Below are 17,778 nucleotides of genomic sequence, written 5' to 3'. Positions count from 1 at the left end.
TACCAGGGCCCGTCCACCCCACCCCGCCCCCTCACGTCACTACCCCCAGGCCGTCTTTGGCCGGGCAATCCGTGCCGGGCAATCGGGCGGGCGGGTGGGCGAAACCCGCGCCGAAGGCGCGGGAAACCCCCACCGGCGGGCGCCGGAAAGTCCACGGAACCCCCCGCGGGGTGCGGTCACGCCGGCACACTGCCAACCGCCGCCGGCGGAAACTCCTCCAGCCACGCGAACGCCGGCTCGACCCCGGCGATCCGGATCACCTTCGACACCATCGCCCCACCCCGCACAACCCGCAACCCCGCCCCGCACCGCACCGCACGCGCGCGGACCCGCAACAACAGCCGCACCCCGCTGGCGTCCAGAAAGGTCACCCCGCGCAGATCGAGGACCAGCTCACCGCGGCAGCGCGCCGCGACGGCCTCCATCCGCTGCCCCAGCGTCTGCTCGGCCAGGATGTCGATCTCACCGGTCAGTTCCATGACGACCGTTCCCCCGGCCACGCGTTCCCGCATGGTGAAGGCGAGCTCGTACACGCCCATGGCGAACCTCACCGCCCTCCCTCATCGGGCACATCGTGTGCCTTTCTGGTGCCCCGGCCGTGGGCCGATTTCACCTCTGAGGCCCAGCCGTGATCCGGCGTTTCCCAGGGCGACAGCGGCGACAGCACGGAAGCCCCGGCCCCGGACCGCTGTGTGCGCGATGGTCCGGAGCCGGGGCTTCCGGCAAAGCTGGGACGGGGGAAGCGGCATCGGGGGGACAGCCGCTTCCCCCGACGAGGACACGGCCTCCAAGTACGGGCCGCGGTCGGGGGGATTCGCACGGCCCGGACCCCGCAGTGAGGTCCGTATCCCTGGTCCACGAGATTCCTGCCAGATCCGTGAACCGCCCCTCCATCCTCCGCCCCGGCGCGAGCGCCGGAGTCGGCCGAAGGGCCCGGCTTGCAGGGTCCAAAGTCCTTAAAGTCCGTGTGAGGGGTGTGAAACGGTCCACACCGCGCCATGATTTTCGGCCATTCATTCCCTCGTACGTTTGCGCGGATAGACTCTCGCGATCAAGGCGGGCCACAGGGGAGGCAGGGCGTCATCGTGCAGACAAAGAAGGTCGTGCTCTGGGGTCTCGGCATCTTCGTGGCGTACACGATCATCCATTCCCCCGCCCGGTCGGCCGAGCTGGTCCAGATAGGGTTCCAGGGGATCTCGGACGCCGCCATGAACATCGGCGAGTTCATGACCCAGCTCGTCAGCTGACCCGCTACCGACCCGACCGGCGAAGAAGGCACCAGTGATCCGTCATCTCGTCCTGTTCAAGCTCAACGAGGGCGTCGATCGCGACGACCCGCGCGTCGCCGCCGGTGTGCAGGCGTTCGAGGAGCTGGAAGGCGCCATTCCCGAGCTGCGCTCCTGGGAGTGCGCCTGGAACATCTCCGACCGGCCGATCGCCTACGACTACGCCATCAACTGCTCGGTCGAGGACACCGACGCGCTCCAGCGGTATCTGGAGCACCCCGCCCACCAGGCGGGCGTCGCCCAGTGGCGCGAATTCGCGACCTGGGTGATCGCCGACTACTCGTTCTGACACCCCCTCCGACACCCCTCGCCTCCCAGGCGAGGGGTGTTTTTTGTCGCCAACACGGCGCTATGCGGTGCTTGCACACTACGGACATGTCTTGTGATGCTATGACCGCTTTTGCCGGATGAGTTGATCGATTTTGACCGCGAAGGGGTGGTGACCATGCCGGCCCGTACAGCGCCCGAAGCCCCCCTCCGACGCGACAAGTCCACCGACGAAACCGACCGCGTCACCGCCCCTGCCGCCGACCGCGTCACCGACGCCGTTACGGACGCCGTCACGGACGCCGTCACAGACGTCCGCGACATCCCCGACAGCCTCCCCGACGACCTCGGGCCCGCCGGGGCCCACGACGCCGACGAGGACGGCCGGCCCGGCGAGCCCGGCGCCGTACGCGGCCCCCGTACCCGGGAGGGCCGGGGAGCCGACGCCAGGGCCCTGACCCAGGTGCTCTTCAAGGAGTTCGTCACCCTGGAACCCGGCACTCCCGAGCACGCCCGCGTGCGCGCCGCCCTGATCGAAGCCAACCTCCCCCTCGTGCGGTACGCCGCGGCGCGTTTTCGCAGCCGCAACGAGCCCATGGAGGACGTGGTCCAGGTCGGCACCATCGGTCTCATCAACGCCATCGACCGCTTCGACCCCGACCGCGGTGTCCAGTTCCCCACCTTCGCGATGCCGACCGTCGTCGGCGAGATCAAGCGGTACTTCCGCGACAACGTCCGCACCGTGCACGTCCCGCGCCGCCTCCACGAGCTGTGGGTGCAGGTCAACGGCGCCACCGAGGACCTGACGGTGCTCCACGGCCGGTCCCCCACCACCGCCGAGATCGCCGACCGGCTGAAGATCGCCGAGGAGGAGGTGCTGGCCTGCATCGAGGCCGGCCGTTCGTATCACGCCACCTCCCTGGAGGCCGCCCAGGAGGGCGACGGCCTGCCCGGCCTGCTGGATCGCCTCGGCTACGAGGACCCCGCCCTCGCCGGGGTCGAACACCGTGATCTCGTACGCCATCTGCTCGTACAGCTTCCTGAGCGGGAACAGCGGATCCTCCTGCTGCGCTACTACAGCAATTTGACGCAGTCGCAGATCAGCGCGGAGCTGGGGGTGTCACAGATGCATGTGTCCCGGCTACTCTCACGAAGCTTCGCCAGGCTGCGTTCCGCAAATCGAATCGACGCCTAACCCTCGCGGGTGACCCCTCCCCCGAGGTCATGGGGAAGATAAATCGACTTGACGCTACAGCGTGTTGCCGACATGTGACATTCTGCTGGAACTGCGTTTGCCACAGCGCAGCCTCCGGTATTCAGGTGGAGGCTGAAGGCCCCTCGCACGAGGGTGCCGCTGTGATCCGTCCGCGACCTCAAGGGGGTGGCATGTCCGTAGACCTGGGCAGCGCGAAGGTGCTCGCCAACGACGCACCGCACGCCGTGCTCGACGACTGTGAAGCCATCGACACCCGCACCCTCTCCCGCTCCCTCTTCCTGCGGCTGGCCGCGCTCGACCGGGACAGTGCCGAGCGCACCTACGTCCGCGACACCCTGATCGAGCTCAACCTCCCCCTCGTGCGGTACGCCGCGGCCCGCTTCCGCAGCCGCAACGAACCCATGGAGGACATCGTCCAGGTCGGCACCATCGGGCTGATCAAGGCGATCGACCGCTTCGACTGCGAACGGGGTGTCGAATTCCCGACGTTCGCGATGCCCACGGTGGTCGGTGAGATCAAACGCTTCTTCCGGGACACCAGCTGGTCCGTGCGCGTCCCGCGCCGCCTCCAGGAGCTGCGCCTCGCCCTCACCAAGGCCAGCGACGAGCTCGCCCAGAAGCTCGACCGCTCGCCCACCGTCCCGGAGTTGGCGGTGTGCCTCGGCGTCTCCGAGGAGGACGTCGTCGACGGCCTGGCCGTGGGCAACGCCTACACGGCGAGCTCGCTGGACTCCCCCTCCCCCGAGGACGACGGCGGCGAGGGCTCCCTGGCCGACCGACTGGGCTACGAGGACACGGCGCTCGAGGGCGTGGAGTACCGCGAGTCACTCAAGCCCCTGTTGGCGAAGCTGCCCCAGCGCGAACGTCAGATCATCATGCTGCGGTTCTTCGCCAATATGACGCAGTCGCAGATCGGCGAGGAGGTCGGCATCTCCCAGATGCACGTCTCCCGGCTGCTGACCCGCACGCTGGCCCAGCTACGGGAAGGCCTCATCGCCGACTGACGCCCCGGGCGTATACAAGCTGACGAATCGTCAGCGAAACTGGGCCGATGCGACGGAAGACGCTCGTCTGCCTGGTTGCGGTGGGCACGCTCGCCACGGCGGGCTGCGGCGGCGGCGATCGCGAGGGCCGCGTCGCCACGGGGGCCGCCGGACCCGGCACCACAGGAGCGGCCGGTCACGCCGTACCGCCCAAGGGCGGCGTGGAGCTCATCCCGCTCCCCGCCCCGAGCCCACGCCCGAGTCCCACGGCCGGCGCGTCCCCTTCACGATCGCCACGACGGCCGGCCCCCGCACTCATCATGAGCGAACCGCGCCGCGAACCGGCCGACGAGCGCTGGTGCGAGCGCGTCACCCTCGCCTTCGCCAACACCGGCGGCACGGCGATCGCCTCCGGCACGGTCACCCTGACCGTCCACATCCTGGGGAAAACCGGCATCGACCGGGCGACGATCCCCTCCATCCAAGCCCTCCCGTCCCCGATAGCCCCGGGCGGCCGGGCGGAGGACACCTGGAAGGTGTGCGTCGACGCACGGCGGGTCCTGCCGGGGATGCGGATCGAAACCCGCGAGGTCAGGGCGACATGGACATAGACGCGGACCGAATCAGCCCCTCCGGCGTTTGAGGAGCGGGGGTCCGGGGGCGGAGCCCCGGGAAACGGTGAAAGGGCGGGGCCGGGGAGAACTCAGCCCAGCGCTAGCCAGGCCGCCCCGGCGACGAGCACGATCGCGACGATCACCCCGACGATCAGCCCGGCACTCGGCCCGGAAGAGGACTTCGCCCGCCGCGCCGCCGCGCGCCCCCCGCCGGGGGCGGCCACGGGCGCCACGTCGGCGCCGTCCTCGGCCACGAACGCTCGGAACATCTGCGTGCTACCCGCGGGGTCGTACTCGCCACCGGGGTTCTGCTGAGGGTTGGCCATGGGCGGGACCCTAGCGAAAGCCCGTGCCGCCGCGCCCGCCGGGCCGCCCCTTTACGCCCGCCCGAAGAACCCTTGGGTCTCCTTTTACCCGATAATCCCATTTTTCATTTGCCTTCAGCAACCAATCTTCCCTATGGTTGCCCAGAGCAACCTAAACCGTCGAGCGAATGGCACCCGGGAGCCGAGGCCCATGGCCGCACAGGAGCAGTACGAGGAGCTGGCGCGCCAGCTGAGCGCCATCGGCGCGGTGAAGCGCGGTCTGAGCCGCGTCCTGCCGCCGGACTGTTCCCCGGCCACGGCCATCATGCTCACCCTGCTGAAGCAGCACGGGGAGATGCGGATGAGCCGCCTCGGCGAGCTGCTGTCCATCGACGCCTCGGTGACCAGCCGGCATGTCGCCTACGCCGCCGAGCGCGGCTGGCTCGAACGGCAGCCGGACCCGCTCGACAAGCGGTCCCGGCTGCTGAGCCTCACCGCCAGCGGCCAGGAGCTGCTGGACGAGGTCTCCGCGCGGTACACGGACGCGCTCGCCCACGCCCTCCAGGACTGGTCCGACGACGACGTCGGCCACCTCATCGGCCTGATGACGCGACTCCGCGACAGCTTCGGCGACTGCCGGTCGCGGCAGTACCACCACTCCGGCGGCCCGTCCGGCGCCGAATCCACCACCCGTACACCCGTCTGACCACCAAGCGAGAAAGGAAGTCCATGGCCAAGTCCTCACCGGCAGGTGTGCGGGACGCCTCTGGAGCCCCGGCGACCGTCGGAGCCCCCACCGACGCGGCGCCCATGACGCACCGCCAGATCATGGAAGCGCTCTCCGGGCTGCTGCTCGGCATGTTCGTCGCGATCCTCTCCTCGACGATCGTCTCCAACGCCCTGCCCGAGATCATCCACGACCTCCACGGCAGCCAGTCCTCCTACACCTGGGTCGTCACGGCCTCGCTCCTGGCGATGACCGCGTCCACCCCGCTCTGGGGCAAGCTCTCCGACCTCTTCAGCAAGAAGCTGCTGGTGCAGCTGGCGCTGGTCGTCTATGTGGCCGGCTCGGTCGTGGCCGGTCTGTCGCAGAACACCGGCATGCTCATCGCCTGCCGTGTCGTCCAGGGCATAGGCGTGGGCGGTCTGTCCGCCCTGGCCCAGATCGTCATGGCCGCGATGATCTCCCCGCGTGAGCGCGGCCGTTACAGCGGCTACCTCGGCGCGACCTTCGCCGTGGCGACCGTCGGCGGCCCGCTGCTCGGCGGTGTCATCACCGACACCAGCTGGCTCGGCTGGCGCTGGTGCTTCTACGTCGGCGTACCGTTCGCGGTCATCGCGCTGATCGTCCTTCAGAAGACGCTGAAGCTGCCCGTCGTCAAGCGTGACGTCAAGGTCGACTGGCTGGGCGCCCTCTTCATCACCGCCTCCGTCACCCTGCTGCTGATCTGGGTCACCCGGGCCGGCAAGGGCAAGGACTACGACTGGATCTCCTGGCAGACCGCCGCGATGGTCGGCGGCTCGATCGTGCTCGCCGCGCTCTTCCTCCTGACGGAGTCGAAGGCCGCCGAACCGATCATTCCGCTGCGGCTCTTCCGCAACAAGACCATCGCCCTGTCCTCGCTCGCGAGCCTCTTCGTGGGTGTGGCGATGTTCGCCGGCACGGTCTTCTTCTCGCAGTACTTCCAGCTGGCGCGCGGCGAGTCGCCGACGATGTCCGGTGTGCTGACGATCCCGATGATCGCCGGTCTCTTCGTTTCGTCGACGGTCTCCGGTCAGATCATCACCAAGACCGGTCGCTGGAAGGCCTGGCTGCTCAGCGGTGGCGTCCTGCTCACCGCCGGTCTGGGCCTGCTCGGCACGATGCGCTACGACACCCCGTACTGGCACCTCGCCATCTACATGGTGCTCATGGGCCTCGGCATCGGCATGATGATGCAGAACCTCGTGCTCGCCTCGCAGAACCAGGTCGAGCCGAAGGACCTCGGCGCCGCCAGCTCCGTCGTCACCTTCTTCCGCTCCCTGGGCGGTGCGGTGGGTGTCTCCGCGCTGGGCGCGGTGCTCGCCAGCCGGGTGCCGGACTATGTGAAGGACGGCCTCACCGCGCTCGGCCCGAAGGCCGCGGCGGCCATGGGCCACGGCGGTACGGGCGGCGGTGGCATCCCGGACCTCAAGTCCCTGCCGGCGCCGCTCCGCACGGTCATGGAGAGCGCGTACGGGCACGGCATCGCGGATGTCTTCCTCTACGCGGCGCCGTGTGCGCTGATCGCCTTCATCGTGACGCTCTTCATCAAGGAGGTCGCGCTGAAGGGCACCCCCGGGGCGGCGACCGCCGCCTCCGAGCCGGCCGGGAAGGCCGGCTGACGAACCCCGGCCGACGGGGGCGCGCGCCATGAGCGGAGTGCGTCGCCCCCGGAGGCCGGTCGCCCGGACGGACCGGAACGGCATGAACGGTCCCCGGGCACACGGCCCCGGCGGGGGCGCGTGCTCACACAGGCAGGGGACGGCCTGAGCACGCGCCCCCGACCGGGGCCGCAACTTTTTCCGCGGAGTGCGTCGTGGGTCGGGGCGCACCCCCTCAGGACTGGGTCGCCCCGCGCGAGCGGTCCCGCATGACCTCGATCCCGGCGATAACCGTGTCGAGCGCGAACGAAAAATCGTGCTCCCACATCCCCGCCGTACCCCCCTCGTGCTGGGCCGTCCGCTTCTCCACGACCTCCGTCACCTCCTCGTACGGCTCCGTGGTCTCCCTGCGCTGCGCGAACGCCTCGACGACCCGCTGGTAGTACTCGTCCTCGGTGAGCCCCTGCTCTCGGCAGCGCTCCTTGTACATGCCCTCGACGGCCGCGAATCCGTAGACGAACTGGAAGAGGGCCGAGATCGCGCCGGTCATCGCGTGCGGGGCCACCCCGCTGCGGCGCATGACGGTCAGCGTGGCCTCGGAGAAGGCCAGCGCGCTCGGCCCCACGTTGAGGTACTGGCCGAGCAGCCGCGGCATCCAGGGGTGGGCGACGAGGACGCGCCGGTACTGGACGGCCAGGTCGCGGAGCTGGGCGCGCCAGTCGGCCGTCTCGTCGGCCAGGTCGGGCAGGTCCAGCTCGCCGCTGACGTGGTCGACGGCGAGCTCCAGCAGTCCGTCCTTGGTGTCGACGTACCAGTAGACCGACATGGCGGTCACGCCCAGCTCCGCGGCGAGGCGGCGCATCGAGAACTTCGCCATCCCGTCGGTGTCGAGCATCCGCACGGTCGTGGTGACGATCCGCTCCAGGTCGAGCGCGCCCTCGCCGGTCTGGCCGTCGGCCTTGCGACGGGGCTTGTCGGTCAGCCACACACTGAGCCGGGAATCGTTCGCGCGGCCTCCGCTAGCCATCCCGGCTCCCCCTCTTTCCACTGGTCAGTACACCTCGCATGCTACGTCCACGCCATTCCGGTTACGGCTACGCCTGCTGCCGTTCCGCCCGGCGGAGCAGGACCGCCGCCACGATGCCGCCCGCGAGCACGGCGGCCGCGCCGACGAGCTGGCTGGCCTGCACACCGGAGGCGAAGGCGTCCTCGACGGCGGTGCGGTCCGCCGCCGTACGGGCGTGGCCGAGCGCCTCGGGCAGCGAGCCCGCACCGGCGGCGACGGCCGGGACGAGTGCGGCGAAGCGGGAGTTGAGCACCGCGCCGAGCACGGCGACGCCGAGACCGTTGCCCGTCTCCTGGAGCGTGCCGTTGACGCCGGCGCCGATGCCCGCCTTCTCCGGCGGGATGGCGGACATGACGGCGTTGGCCATCGCGGGCATGGAGATCGCGATGCCGACGCCCATGAGGATCAGGCCCAGCAGCATCCCGCCGTAGCCGTGCGCGCCCAGGACGGCGATGGAGGCCAGACCGGCGGCCAGCAGGCCCATGCCGCCGCCGATGGCGGCCGGGGTGCCGATCCTCGGCAGCAGCCGGGCGCCGACGCCGGTGAAGTTGAGGACGACGATGACCAGGGCCAGCGGCGTCATCCGCAGACCGGTCTCCAGCGGGTCGTAGTGGAGGACCAGCTGGAGGTGCTGGCCGAGCAGGAAGAACGAACCGCCCATGCCGAAGGCGACGAGGATGCCGCCCGAGACCGCGCCGACAAAGCGGCTGTTGCGGAAGAAGTGCATGTCGAGCATCGGGGACGGGCAGCGGCGCTCCCACACAGCGAAGAAGGCCAGCGTGACCAGGCCGACGAAGGCCGCGACGAGCACCCGGGCGGAGGTCCAGCCGTGGGCGGGACCGGAGATGATGGCGAAGACGACGCCGGTCATGCCGATCGTGGACAGCAGCGCGCCGAGCAGGTCGGGCCGGTCACCCGAGGGGTTCTTGGACTCGGGCACCCACTTGAGCACGGCCACCAGGCCGAGCGCGGCGACCGGCAGGTTGATCAGGAAGATCGAGCCCCACCAGAAGTGGTTGAGCAGGGCACCGCCGACGATCGGACCGCCGGCGAAGCCGAGCGAGCTCACCGCTCCCCACAGGCCGATGGCCTTGGGGCGCTCGTCCTCGGCGAAGACCTGCACGACGACGGCCAGGGTGGTCGTCATCAGCAGCGCGCCGCCTATGCCCATGCCCGCGCGGGCGGCGATCAGCTGGCCCGTGGTCTCGGACAGCGACGCGAAGAGCGAGCCGAGGCCGAAGAGGGCGAGTCCGGCGGCGAGGAGCTTCTTGCGCCCGTAGCGGTCGGCGGCGCTGCCCGCGGTGAGCAGCAGGCCCGCCTGGACCAGCGAATAGGCGTTGATCATCCACTGGATGTCGGCGGTCGAGGCGCCCATCTCCTCGGTGAGGGAGGGGATCGCGACCGTGAGGACGGTGTTGTCCAGGAGCACGGTGAGCTGGGCGAGACAGATGACGCCGAGCACCAACCAGCGCGTGGGATGGCGCTGCGGCTTCCCGTCGGCTGCGGTGCTGGGCGATGGCGTTTCCGCCGCGGTCGCGGTCATATGGATTCCCCCCTGTACGGCGTATGGCCTTGTACGGTGTACGACTGGCTTTCGTCGTACACCGTACAGGAGGAGCTATACGCCGTACAAGGCGGTTTTTTGAGAGCCCTGCCTCGAGAGTCCCGCTTCGAGAGCCTTACGCGGCCGCCGTCCCCGGCTTGATGAGGTAGCCCGCGCCCCGCCGGGTGTGGATCATCGGCGGCCGGCCGGCGTCGATCTTGCGGCGCAGATAGGAGATGTAGAGCTCGACGACGTTGGCCTGCCCACCGAAGTCGTACGACCAGACGCGGTCGAGGATCTGCGGCTTGCTGAGCACCCGCCGGGGGTTGCGCATCAGGAAGCGCAGCAGCTCGAACTCGGTGGCGGTGAGGTGGATCTCCGTACCGCCCCGGGAGACCTCTCGGCTGTCCTCGTCGAGAACCAGGTCCCCCACGATCAGCACGGACTCCCCGCGCGGCGCGGCGGCGCGCGAGCGGCGCAGCAGTCCGCGCAGCCGGGCGACGGCGTCCTCCAGGCCGAACGGCTTGGTCACATGGTCGTCACCGCCGGCGGTGAGCCCCGCGACGCGGTCCTCGGCGGTGTCCCCGCCGGTGAGGAACAGCACCGGCACACCGGGCCGTTCGCGCCGCAGCAGGCCCAGTGCCGTCAGCGCGTCCATGTCGGGGAGCGCCATGTCCAGGACCACGGCGTCCGGCCGGAACTCCCGGGCACAGCGGACCGCTTCGGCGCCGTCGGCGGCGGCCCGGACCTCCCAGCCCTCGTAGCGCAGCGCGAGGGAGAGGAGGTCGGCGAGCGAGGACTCGGCGTCGACGACCAGGACGCGTACGGCGCTTCCGTCGGCGTGCTGCGACTGAGTACGCCCGTAGGGCGAGGCGATGGTCATGCGCCGATGGTGGAACGGGCGCGTGAGAGCGCTCTTTCGGGACTCTGTGAATCGTCTGAGAATCGGCCGGGAATATCCGGAAGGAACCTCCGGTTGCCGTCGCCATGGCACCCCTTAATGATCATTGCACCAATGGCGCGGCCGAGTCGCTCGGCACCATCGGCATCTGGAGCGTCGGCCTGCGCGTGGACGACCCCGCCCGGCTCGGCGAAGTCCAGGAGGCGGCGGCCGAATTGGACGAGCTGGGCTACGGCACGCTCTGGATCGGCGGCAACCCGTCCGTGGACCAGGCCGGGCATCTGCTGGCCGCGACCGAGCGCATCACCGTCGGCACCAGCATCCTCAGCATCTGGGACCACACCGCCACCGAGGTCGCCGCCGCGTACGCCGCGCTGGAGCCGGGCCGGCGCGAGCGCTTCCGGCTGGGCCTGGGTGCCAGCCACGCCCATAAGTCCGACGCCTACGCCCGCCCGTACTCCGCGATGAAGGAGTATCTGACCGCCCTCGACACCGCCCCCGTCCCGCTCCCCGCCGAGCAGCGGATGCTGGCCGCGCTCGGCCCGAAGATGGTGGCGCTGGCGGCGGAACGCGCGGCGGGCGCCATCCCCTATCTCGTCACCGCCGGGCACACCGCCCAGGCACGGGAGCGGCTGGGCGAGGGCGCGGTCCTGGCGCCCGAGCTGAAGGTCGTCCTCGACCCGGACGTGGCCCGGGCCCGGGAGACCGCCCGCGCATATCTGTCCTTCTATCTGCCGATGCCCAACTACGCCAACAACCTGCTGCGGCTCGGCTTCACTGAGGAGGACTTCGGAGGAGGCGGCAGCGACCGGCTCGTCGACGCGCTCTTCGCCCTCGGCGACGCGGAGGCGATCAGGGCCCGGGTCGACGAGTTCCTGGCGTCGGGCGCCGACCACCTGGCCGTCCAGGTCGTCCTCGACCCGGAGCGGGACCCCCGGCGCGACACTCTCGCGCTCGCGGAGTGGCGCACGCTGGCCGAGGCCCTGCCGCTGAAGGGCTGAGGGAACGCCGAAGGCCCGGTACGAGAACGTACCGGGCCTTCGGACTTAGTAGCGGGGACAGGATTTGAACCTGCGACCTCTGGGTTATGAGCCCAGCGAGCTACCGAGCTGCTCCACCCCGCGACGGACGGAAGACGAATCTTCCGACAGTGCGCTCGGCAGGATTCGAACCTGCAACCTCTTGATCCGTAGTCAAGTGCTCTATCCGTTAAGCTACGAGCGCTCGGCTTCCCGGCGTTTTCTTGCCGGTCGGCGTTGCGTGGACAACATTACATGAACCTCGCCGCCAGACGAAATCCATTGCCCGCGACCCCTCTGACCTGCGGAAACGACGTTTTTCAAGGTCGTTGGGCGGGGCCCGGGAAGATCGGCCGGCGGATACCCGGCCGATTCACGGCGGATACGCGAAAGCCCCGGCCGTCCTGGGACGACCGGGGCTCACGGTTACTGCGGAGGCGGAGGGATTTGAACCCTCGATGGGATTTAAGTCCCAAACCGCATTAGCAGTGCGGCGCCATAGACCGGACTAGGCGACGCCTCCTCCCCCCTCGCGCGTGCGCCAGGGGTGCTTGCAGATGATGACACAACCTTGCGGCCGGTCACCAATCGCACCCCTACGGTACCGGGCGACAGGTGTCCGGAGCAAAGGCGTTCGCGGCGCGCAACGCGGGGCGCTCCGGAGCGTTAGTGCGGGTGAGGGGTCCGGCCGGGCGATCCGGCCGCCCGGCCCCGCGTTCGCTCACACCCCGGGAGTCCCCCGAATGCCGCTCCGCCGCCTCGCCCTCGCCGCCGCCCTGGCGCCCGTGCTCCTCGCGCCGGCCGCCTCGGCCGCCCCGATCCCGCTGGACGGTCTGGACCGCTCCGCCGACCACCTCACGGTCACCATGACCGACACCGGCGGCCACGACGGCAGATACGAGCTCTACTGCCACCCGGCCGGCGGCACCCATCCGCACGCCAAGGAGGCCTGCGACCAGCTGGACGGACAGACGACCTGGGGGAAGGACCTCTTCGCACCCGTACCCAAGGGCTCGGACTGCACGATGGTCTACGGCGGGCCGGACCACGCGCACGTAAGCGGAACGTGGGCCGGACGGCCGGTGAACGCGGACTTCAGCAAGGCGAACGGCTGCGAGATGGCCCGCTGGAACCGATTCTCCACTGTGTTCGGTGAGTCGAAGGGCTCGCCGAAGAAAGCACCCGTGAGGAGTTCTCCGGCCTGACCGGAACGTCCCCACGAAGAGGGACACGAGGGGCATGTCCGGCCTGCCCGAGACGCCCCGGAGAGGCTTACCGGAACCTCCCGGCACACCCGTCATCCGCAGTAGCGCCCACCACGGCAGCCCGTAGACTTCCCCTCGATGACAGGCCCCGCAGGCGGTGCAAAACCGCCCGGAGCGGTCGGCAAGGTGCGGTAACCAGGGAGGAAGCGTCGTCGTGAGCAGCAGGCCATCCCGAGGCGCTGCTCGCCTCGCAGCCATACTCGACGCCCTCCCCGACGCGCTGTTGCTCGTCAACTGCAACGGCACGGTCGTCAACGCCAACCACATCGCGCTGGAGACCTTCGAGGTGCCCGGCACCGGGCTCGTCGGGCGCGGTCTGCTCGACCTTCTGCCGGAGTTCGACTCCCGGCGCATCCCCGGCGGCCTGCGGGCCCCCCGGAACGAACCGGACGGCGGCCGCACCAGGCCCACCCGCATGATCGCCCGGCGCACCGACGGCACCCAGTTCCCCGTCGAGGTGACCAGCGCCAATCTCGACGGACGCACCCCGTACGCCGAGCCGAGCGCCTCCGCCTCCTATGAGGACGAGCTCCTCATGCTGGTCGTCCGCGACCTGACGGGCACCATGGACACCGAGGCCGAGCTGGCCCGTTCGCAGCGCCAGACCGAGATGATCCTGCGCGCGGCGTCGGAGGGCGTCGTAGGCGTCGACACCGCCGGCAAGGTCGTCCTCGTCAACCCGTCCGCCGCGCAGATCCTCGGCTATCGCGCGAGCGACCTCGGCGGCCGTGAGCTCCACTCCCTGATCCACCACTCGCGCCCGGACGGCACCCCCTTCCCTTACGACGAGTCGCCCATCGCCGACACCCTGCGCTCCGGGCGCAAGCACCGGGTGCGCGGGCAGGTGCTGTGGGCGAAGGACGGGCGCGCGGTGCCCGTCGACCTCACCACCGCGCCGGTGCGCGACGGCGATCAACTCGTGGGCGCGGTGATGACCTTCACCGACCGCCGCCCCTACGACGCGCTGGCCGCGCGCCACGCCCAGCTGCTGAACCTGGTCGACGGCTCGCTGCGCGGCCCGCTCGGCCGGCTCCGCGCCGAACTCGGCACCCTGGCCGACGACCCGGCGGGCCAGCTGTGGCCCGAGGCCAACCAGATCCTCCACCATCTCGCCGCCGGATACGCCCGGATGCGGACCCTCGTCGACAACGTCCTCGCCTACCAGCGGCTCGACTCGGGAACGGACAAGCTCGTCCGGGAGAAGGTCGCGCTCGACGAGGTCGTCACGGCGGGCGTCGACGGTGCGATCGAGCTGATCGGCCCGGGCCGCGCGCAGTTCGCCGTGCACGCGCCGGCCATCGAGGCCGAGGTGGACGCGGAACGGTTCGCGCAGGCGCTGGCCCATCTGATCGCGGACGTGGCGGGCGTGGACTCCACGGGCGCCACGACGGCCTCCAGCACGGGCTCCGGCGACTCGACGATCGTCGTCGCGGCGGCACAGCGCGGGGAGGTCGTCCGCATCGAGGTGCGCGGCCCCTTCCCCGGCGGCGACCCGGTCCACGGCCCCCTGGTGCGGGGCATCGTCCGGCGCCACGGCGGAGTGCTCCAGACGCACGACGTGCCGGGGTCGTCGGGCGGCAAGGCGTACGTCCTGGAGGTGCCGGTCGCGGCCGACGCGGGCCCGGTCCCGCCGGGCGCGGAGCGGCGCGGGCCGGACACGGAGAATCTGACGACGGTCATGCCGATGCCGACGCAGCGGGGCCGGGGCACAAGCCCGGACGAGGCCCCGGCGGCGCCGTCTTCTCCGCCTGAGCCGGCGGATGAAACCGGGCCACAGGGCGGCGGCAACGGCAGGCGGGCTCGGCGGGGCGCGGCGGAGCCGGAGGCCGGGGCGGCAGAGGGCGGTCCGGGTGCCGCCGAGGCCACGGCCAAGAGGGCGCCCGGCGATGGCGGCGCGGCCGCCGGAGCCGTTCCGGTGCCCGTTCCCGCGCCCGCGCCGACGGGACGCCGCCGGGGGCCGGCGCGCGCCGAGGAGGAGTCGGCGGAGCGTTCCGGCACCGCACTCGTCCCGCCGCAGGCCACGGGCACGCCGACCGGCCGCCGGGCGCGCCGCGAGGCGACCGCCGCGCCGGCGGAGCCGGGCGAGGCGCCGCGCGCGGTCTTCGCGCTGCCGCCGGCGGAGGCCGACCGCGCCCCCGCCGCCGCGCCCACGGGCCGCCGCGCCCGCCGCGCCGTGGCGGAGGCGACACCGGAGGGCCAGATCCCCGTCCAGACCACCACCGAACCGTCCGTCCCCCGCACGGCCTTCGCCCTCCCCCCGGCCGACGCCGACCGCAAGCCCCCGGCCCCCGAAGACCGCCCCGGCCCGACGGACGGCTCGCCCGGCGACGGCGGCCCTGGCGGGCAGGCCATCCCTGGGTTCCCCGGCGGACAAGGCACCGCACGCCCCGGCAGCCCGGGGGCGGCAGACACGCAGGCCGTACCCGACTTCGCCGACGGACAGGGCGACGCGCCCGACAACGTTGCGCGCCACAACGGCCCGGGGGCCCTCGGCTTCCCCAACGGACAGGTAGGCGCACCGGACGGCCCCGGGTCCCCCGGCCGACAGACCGCACCCGGCTTCCCTGACGGCCAGGTCGGCGCACCGGATGGCCCCGCACACCCCGACGCCTCTGGGGCGCCGGGCGCGCAGGCCGTAGCCGGGTTCCTCGACGGGCAGGTCGGCACACCGGACGGCCCCGCACGCCACAGCGGCCCGGGGGTCCCCGGCCGACAGGGCGCACCCGGCTTTCCCGACGGGCAGGTCGGCAGCCCCGACAACGCCCGGCAGAGCCACAGCGGCCCTGGGGCGGCGGGCGCGCAGACCGCACCCGGCTTCCCCGACGGGCAGATCAGCGGCCCGAACAGCGCCCGCCCGGGCGACGCGCCGCACGGCGGCCCCGGCACGCCGGCCATGCCCGGCTATCCCGACAACCACGGCGGCACGCCGGACGCCCCCGCACGGCCCGGCGGCCGACAGGCCGTACCCGGCTTCGCCGACGGCATGGGCGGCACGCCCAACGGCGTTGCGCGGCCCGGCACCCCCGGCACGCCCGACAGCGCCCGGCAGGGCGACGCGCGGCCCGGCACCCCCGGCCCGCACGCCATGCCCGGCTACCCCAACCCCCAGGGCGACGCGTCCGACGGCACCGCACGCCCCAACGGCCCCGGGTCCCCCGGCGCGCAGGCTGCACCCGGCCACCCCGACGGCCAGGGCGGCGGCACGCCCAACAGCGCCGCGCAGCACAGTGGCCCCGGCACACCCGACGCCCCCGGCCCGTACGGCGGCGGCAGCAACGCGGCTCCGGGCGGGCGGCCCGGCCACGGCTCCGGCCAGGGCGACGCGCCGCACGGCGGCCCCGGCAGCGGCCCGTACGGTCACGACGCCCGGCCCGGTCAGGCCGGTCAGGCCGGTGGACCCGGCGGTGTCCGGCAGGACGGCGGCGGCGTGACCGACGGCGTACCCGGTGCCCCCGGCCCGTACGACGGTCAGGGCGGCACGCCCGGCGGCGGCCGCGCCCGGCACGGGGTCCCGGGGGCCGACGGGCCGGACGGGGTCCGGACCGGTCCGGCGGGCGAGCAAGCGCAGGACGCGTCCGGCACAAATCAAAGCCAGCAGGCTCCCGGCGGGCCGGCGGCACCGGCCGGCCCGGTTTCCGGCCCCTTCGCCCTCGCGGGCGCGCCCGCGCCGCGCGAAGCGCACGACGCCGAGCAGGGCGGCGAGGCCCCGGCGCCCACCGGGCGCCGCCGGGCGCGGCGCGCGCTCGCGGAGGAGCACGGCGCGGCCGGGCGCGAGCCGGGCGGGGCGCCCGGCGCGCGGCCGATCAGCGTGCGGAGGCTGGGGCAGGGCCCGGGCGCGGGGGACACCCCGGCCGCCGGGACGCCCTCCGTCGGTTCCGGGCGCCGCCGCAAGCTGGCGAACCCGGCCGAGAACGAGCGCGAGGCGCAGGCGCAGGCCGCACAGCCACAGGCACCCGCCCAGGCACCCGCACCCGCACCCGCGCCGAAGGGCGCCGCCCGCCCGCAGTCGCTCGGGCTGCCCGAAGGCCGCGCGTTCGCCATAGGGGCGCCGGACGACGGCGCCGAGGGCCCCGAGCCGCTCGACGGTCCCAATGGCGCGGTCGAGGTCGTGCAGGTCGTGGAGGCCGTGCGGCCGCCGATGGACGACGAGCTGCCGCCGGAGCCGCTGGACAACCCGCGCCGGCTGCTGGTGTGGCCCGCCCCGGACGAGTCCACGGAGGCGGCGCTGACCGAGCGCGGCTACCGCCCCGTCATCGTGCACTCGCGCGAAGAGGTGGACGCGCAGATAAGCGCTTACCCGGCGGCGCTGTTCGTCGACCCGCTGACCGGCCCGATCACCCGTACCGCGCTCCAGTCGCTGCGCGAGGCGGCGGTCGCGGCCGAGGTGCCGGTGCTGGTGACGGCGGGGCTGGGGCACGCGACGCGGGAGGCCGCCTACGGGGCCGACCCCGCCGTGCTGCTCAAAGCGCTCGCGCCGCGCGACAGCGAGATGCACCCGCCTCGGGTGCTGCTGATCGAGGAGCACGAGCCCATCGCCAACGCGCTGACCGCGACGCTGGAGCGGCGCGGCATGCACGTGGTGTGCGGGGCGACGGACTCGGAGGCGGTGACGCTCGCCGCGCAGACCCGGCCGAACCTGGTCGTGATGGACCTGATGCAGGTGCGGCGCCGCCGCGCGGGCATCGTCGACTGGCTGCGCGGCAACGGCGCGCTCAACCGCACGCCGTTGGTCGTCTACACCTCGGCGGACATCGACCCGGCCCAGCTGCCGCGCCTCGCCTCGGGCGAGACGGTCCTCTTCCTCGCCGAGCGCTCGACGAGCGCGGAGGTACAGGGACGGATCGTGGACCTGCTGGCGAAGATCGGGACGAACTAGCCGGAAGCCCCGTAAGGGGCGCGGGGAACTGCGCGACCAGCCCCCACCGGCCCGCAGCGACCGGATCGCGATCCAGCGGTGCGCTCAGCCGCGC

General features: G+C 72.2%; 15 protein-coding genes and 3 tRNA genes. 10 read left to right on the top strand and 8 right to left on the bottom strand.

The window, feature by feature from the left end:
* Positions 1 to 176: 176 nt before the first annotated feature.
* Positions 177 to 551: an STAS domain-containing protein gene (locus tag RM609_RS23355; protein WP_311613474.1), complete on the bottom strand. Its 375-nt coding sequence runs from the start codon at positions 549 to 551 to the stop codon at positions 177 to 179.
* Between the two features lie 534 nt (positions 552 to 1,085).
* Between RM609_RS23355 and RM609_RS23350 the strand changes: the two genes are divergently transcribed.
* From RM609_RS23350 to RM609_RS23330, 5 genes are all read left to right on the top strand, one after another.
* Positions 1,086 to 1,247, top strand: coding sequence for a hypothetical protein (locus tag RM609_RS23350; protein ID WP_164737664.1), 162 nt, complete (start codon positions 1,086 to 1,088; stop codon positions 1,245 to 1,247).
* Positions 1,248 to 1,281: 34 nt separating this feature from the next.
* On the top strand, positions 1,282 to 1,575 hold the full coding sequence (locus RM609_RS23345) for a Dabb family protein (RefSeq protein ID WP_311613473.1): 294 nt from the start codon (positions 1,282 to 1,284) through the stop codon (positions 1,573 to 1,575).
* A 156-nt stretch (positions 1,576 to 1,731) separates the two neighbouring features.
* Positions 1,732 to 2,748: an RNA polymerase sigma factor SigF gene (locus RM609_RS23340; protein WP_438828508.1), complete on the top strand. Its 1,017-nt coding sequence runs from the start codon at positions 1,732 to 1,734 to the stop codon at positions 2,746 to 2,748.
* Between the two features lie 191 nt (positions 2,749 to 2,939).
* A complete protein-coding gene (locus RM609_RS23335; RefSeq protein WP_229358258.1) occupies positions 2,940 to 3,773 on the top strand; it encodes an RNA polymerase sigma factor SigF in 834 nt (277 codons plus the stop codon).
* Positions 3,774 to 3,820: 47 nt separating this feature from the next.
* Complete coding sequence (locus RM609_RS23330; RefSeq protein ID WP_311613472.1) at positions 3,821 to 4,363, top strand: hypothetical protein; 543 nt, start codon at positions 3,821 to 3,823, stop codon at positions 4,361 to 4,363.
* A gap of 92 nt (positions 4,364 to 4,455) precedes the next feature.
* Here RM609_RS23330 and RM609_RS23325 read toward each other — a convergent pair whose 3' ends face one another.
* Positions 4,456 to 4,692 (bottom strand): hypothetical protein, encoded by a 237-nt coding sequence (locus RM609_RS23325; RefSeq protein ID WP_311613471.1) that lies wholly within the window; start codon positions 4,690 to 4,692, stop codon positions 4,456 to 4,458.
* Positions 4,693 to 4,882: 190 nt separating this feature from the next.
* Between RM609_RS23325 and RM609_RS23320 the strand changes: the two genes are divergently transcribed.
* Together RM609_RS23320 and RM609_RS23315 are read left to right on the top strand one after the other, a co-directional pair.
* Positions 4,883 to 5,377 (top strand): MarR family winged helix-turn-helix transcriptional regulator, encoded by a 495-nt coding sequence (locus RM609_RS23320; protein WP_311613470.1) that lies wholly within the window; start codon positions 4,883 to 4,885, stop codon positions 5,375 to 5,377.
* A gap of 104 nt (positions 5,378 to 5,481) precedes the next feature.
* Positions 5,482 to 7,035: an MDR family MFS transporter gene (locus RM609_RS23315; RefSeq protein WP_498073169.1), complete on the top strand. Its 1,554-nt coding sequence runs from the start codon at positions 5,482 to 5,484 to the stop codon at positions 7,033 to 7,035.
* A gap of 214 nt (positions 7,036 to 7,249) precedes the next feature.
* On the opposite strand, the gene RM609_RS23310 is transcribed toward RM609_RS23315, so the two are convergent.
* The 3 genes from RM609_RS23310 to RM609_RS23300 form a co-directional block, all read right to left on the bottom strand.
* The gene (locus RM609_RS23310) at positions 7,250 to 8,041 is read right to left on the bottom strand and encodes a TetR/AcrR family transcriptional regulator (protein WP_311613468.1); all 792 of its coding nucleotides are present in this window, start codon (positions 8,039 to 8,041) and stop codon (positions 7,250 to 7,252) included.
* A gap of 67 nt (positions 8,042 to 8,108) precedes the next feature.
* The gene (locus RM609_RS23305; protein WP_311613467.1) at positions 8,109 to 9,623 is read right to left on the bottom strand and encodes an MFS transporter; all 1,515 of its coding nucleotides are present in this window, start codon (positions 9,621 to 9,623) and stop codon (positions 8,109 to 8,111) included.
* A gap of 136 nt (positions 9,624 to 9,759) precedes the next feature.
* Positions 9,760 to 10,506: a response regulator transcription factor gene (locus RM609_RS23300; RefSeq protein ID WP_311613466.1), complete on the bottom strand. Its 747-nt coding sequence runs from the start codon at positions 10,504 to 10,506 to the stop codon at positions 9,760 to 9,762.
* A 104-nt stretch (positions 10,507 to 10,610) separates the two neighbouring features.
* Here RM609_RS23300 and RM609_RS23295 point away from each other — a divergent pair, with 104 nt between their 5' ends.
* Entirely contained in the window at positions 10,611 to 11,525 is a 915-nt protein-coding gene (locus RM609_RS23295) for a TIGR03620 family F420-dependent LLM class oxidoreductase (RefSeq protein WP_311613465.1), read from the top strand.
* 49 nt (positions 11,526 to 11,574) lie between these two features.
* Here RM609_RS23295 and RM609_RS23290 read toward each other — a convergent pair.
* The 3 genes from RM609_RS23290 to RM609_RS23280 all read right to left on the bottom strand — a co-directional run bounded on the left by RM609_RS23290 (position 11,575) and on the right by RM609_RS23280 (position 12,066).
* Positions 11,575 to 11,648 (bottom strand) — tRNA-Met (locus tag RM609_RS23290).
* A 27-nt stretch (positions 11,649 to 11,675) separates the two neighbouring features.
* Positions 11,676 to 11,748: transfer RNA gene (locus RM609_RS23285), tRNA-Arg, on the bottom strand.
* 227 nt (positions 11,749 to 11,975) lie between these two features.
* Positions 11,976 to 12,066: transfer RNA gene (locus tag RM609_RS23280), tRNA-Ser, on the bottom strand.
* 220 nt (positions 12,067 to 12,286) lie between these two features.
* Here RM609_RS23280 and RM609_RS23275 point away from each other — a divergent pair.
* Both RM609_RS23275 and RM609_RS23270 read left to right on the top strand, forming a co-directional pair.
* Entirely contained in the window at positions 12,287 to 12,748 is a 462-nt protein-coding gene (locus tag RM609_RS23275; RefSeq protein WP_311613464.1) for an SSI family serine proteinase inhibitor, read from the top strand.
* A 214-nt stretch (positions 12,749 to 12,962) separates the two neighbouring features.
* Positions 12,963 to 17,684 (top strand): PAS domain-containing protein, encoded by a 4,722-nt coding sequence (locus RM609_RS23270; RefSeq protein ID WP_311613463.1) that lies wholly within the window; start codon positions 12,963 to 12,965, stop codon positions 17,682 to 17,684.
* Positions 17,685 to 17,778 lie beyond the last annotated feature (94 nt).

The sequence above is a fragment of the Streptomyces hesseae genome, from assembly GCF_031845785.1.
Lineage (GTDB): Bacteria > Actinomycetota > Actinomycetes > Streptomycetales > Streptomycetaceae > Streptomyces > Streptomyces hesseae.
Note: the sequence above shows the minus strand (reverse complement) of the source record. Positions and strands in the feature narration are given on the sequence as shown.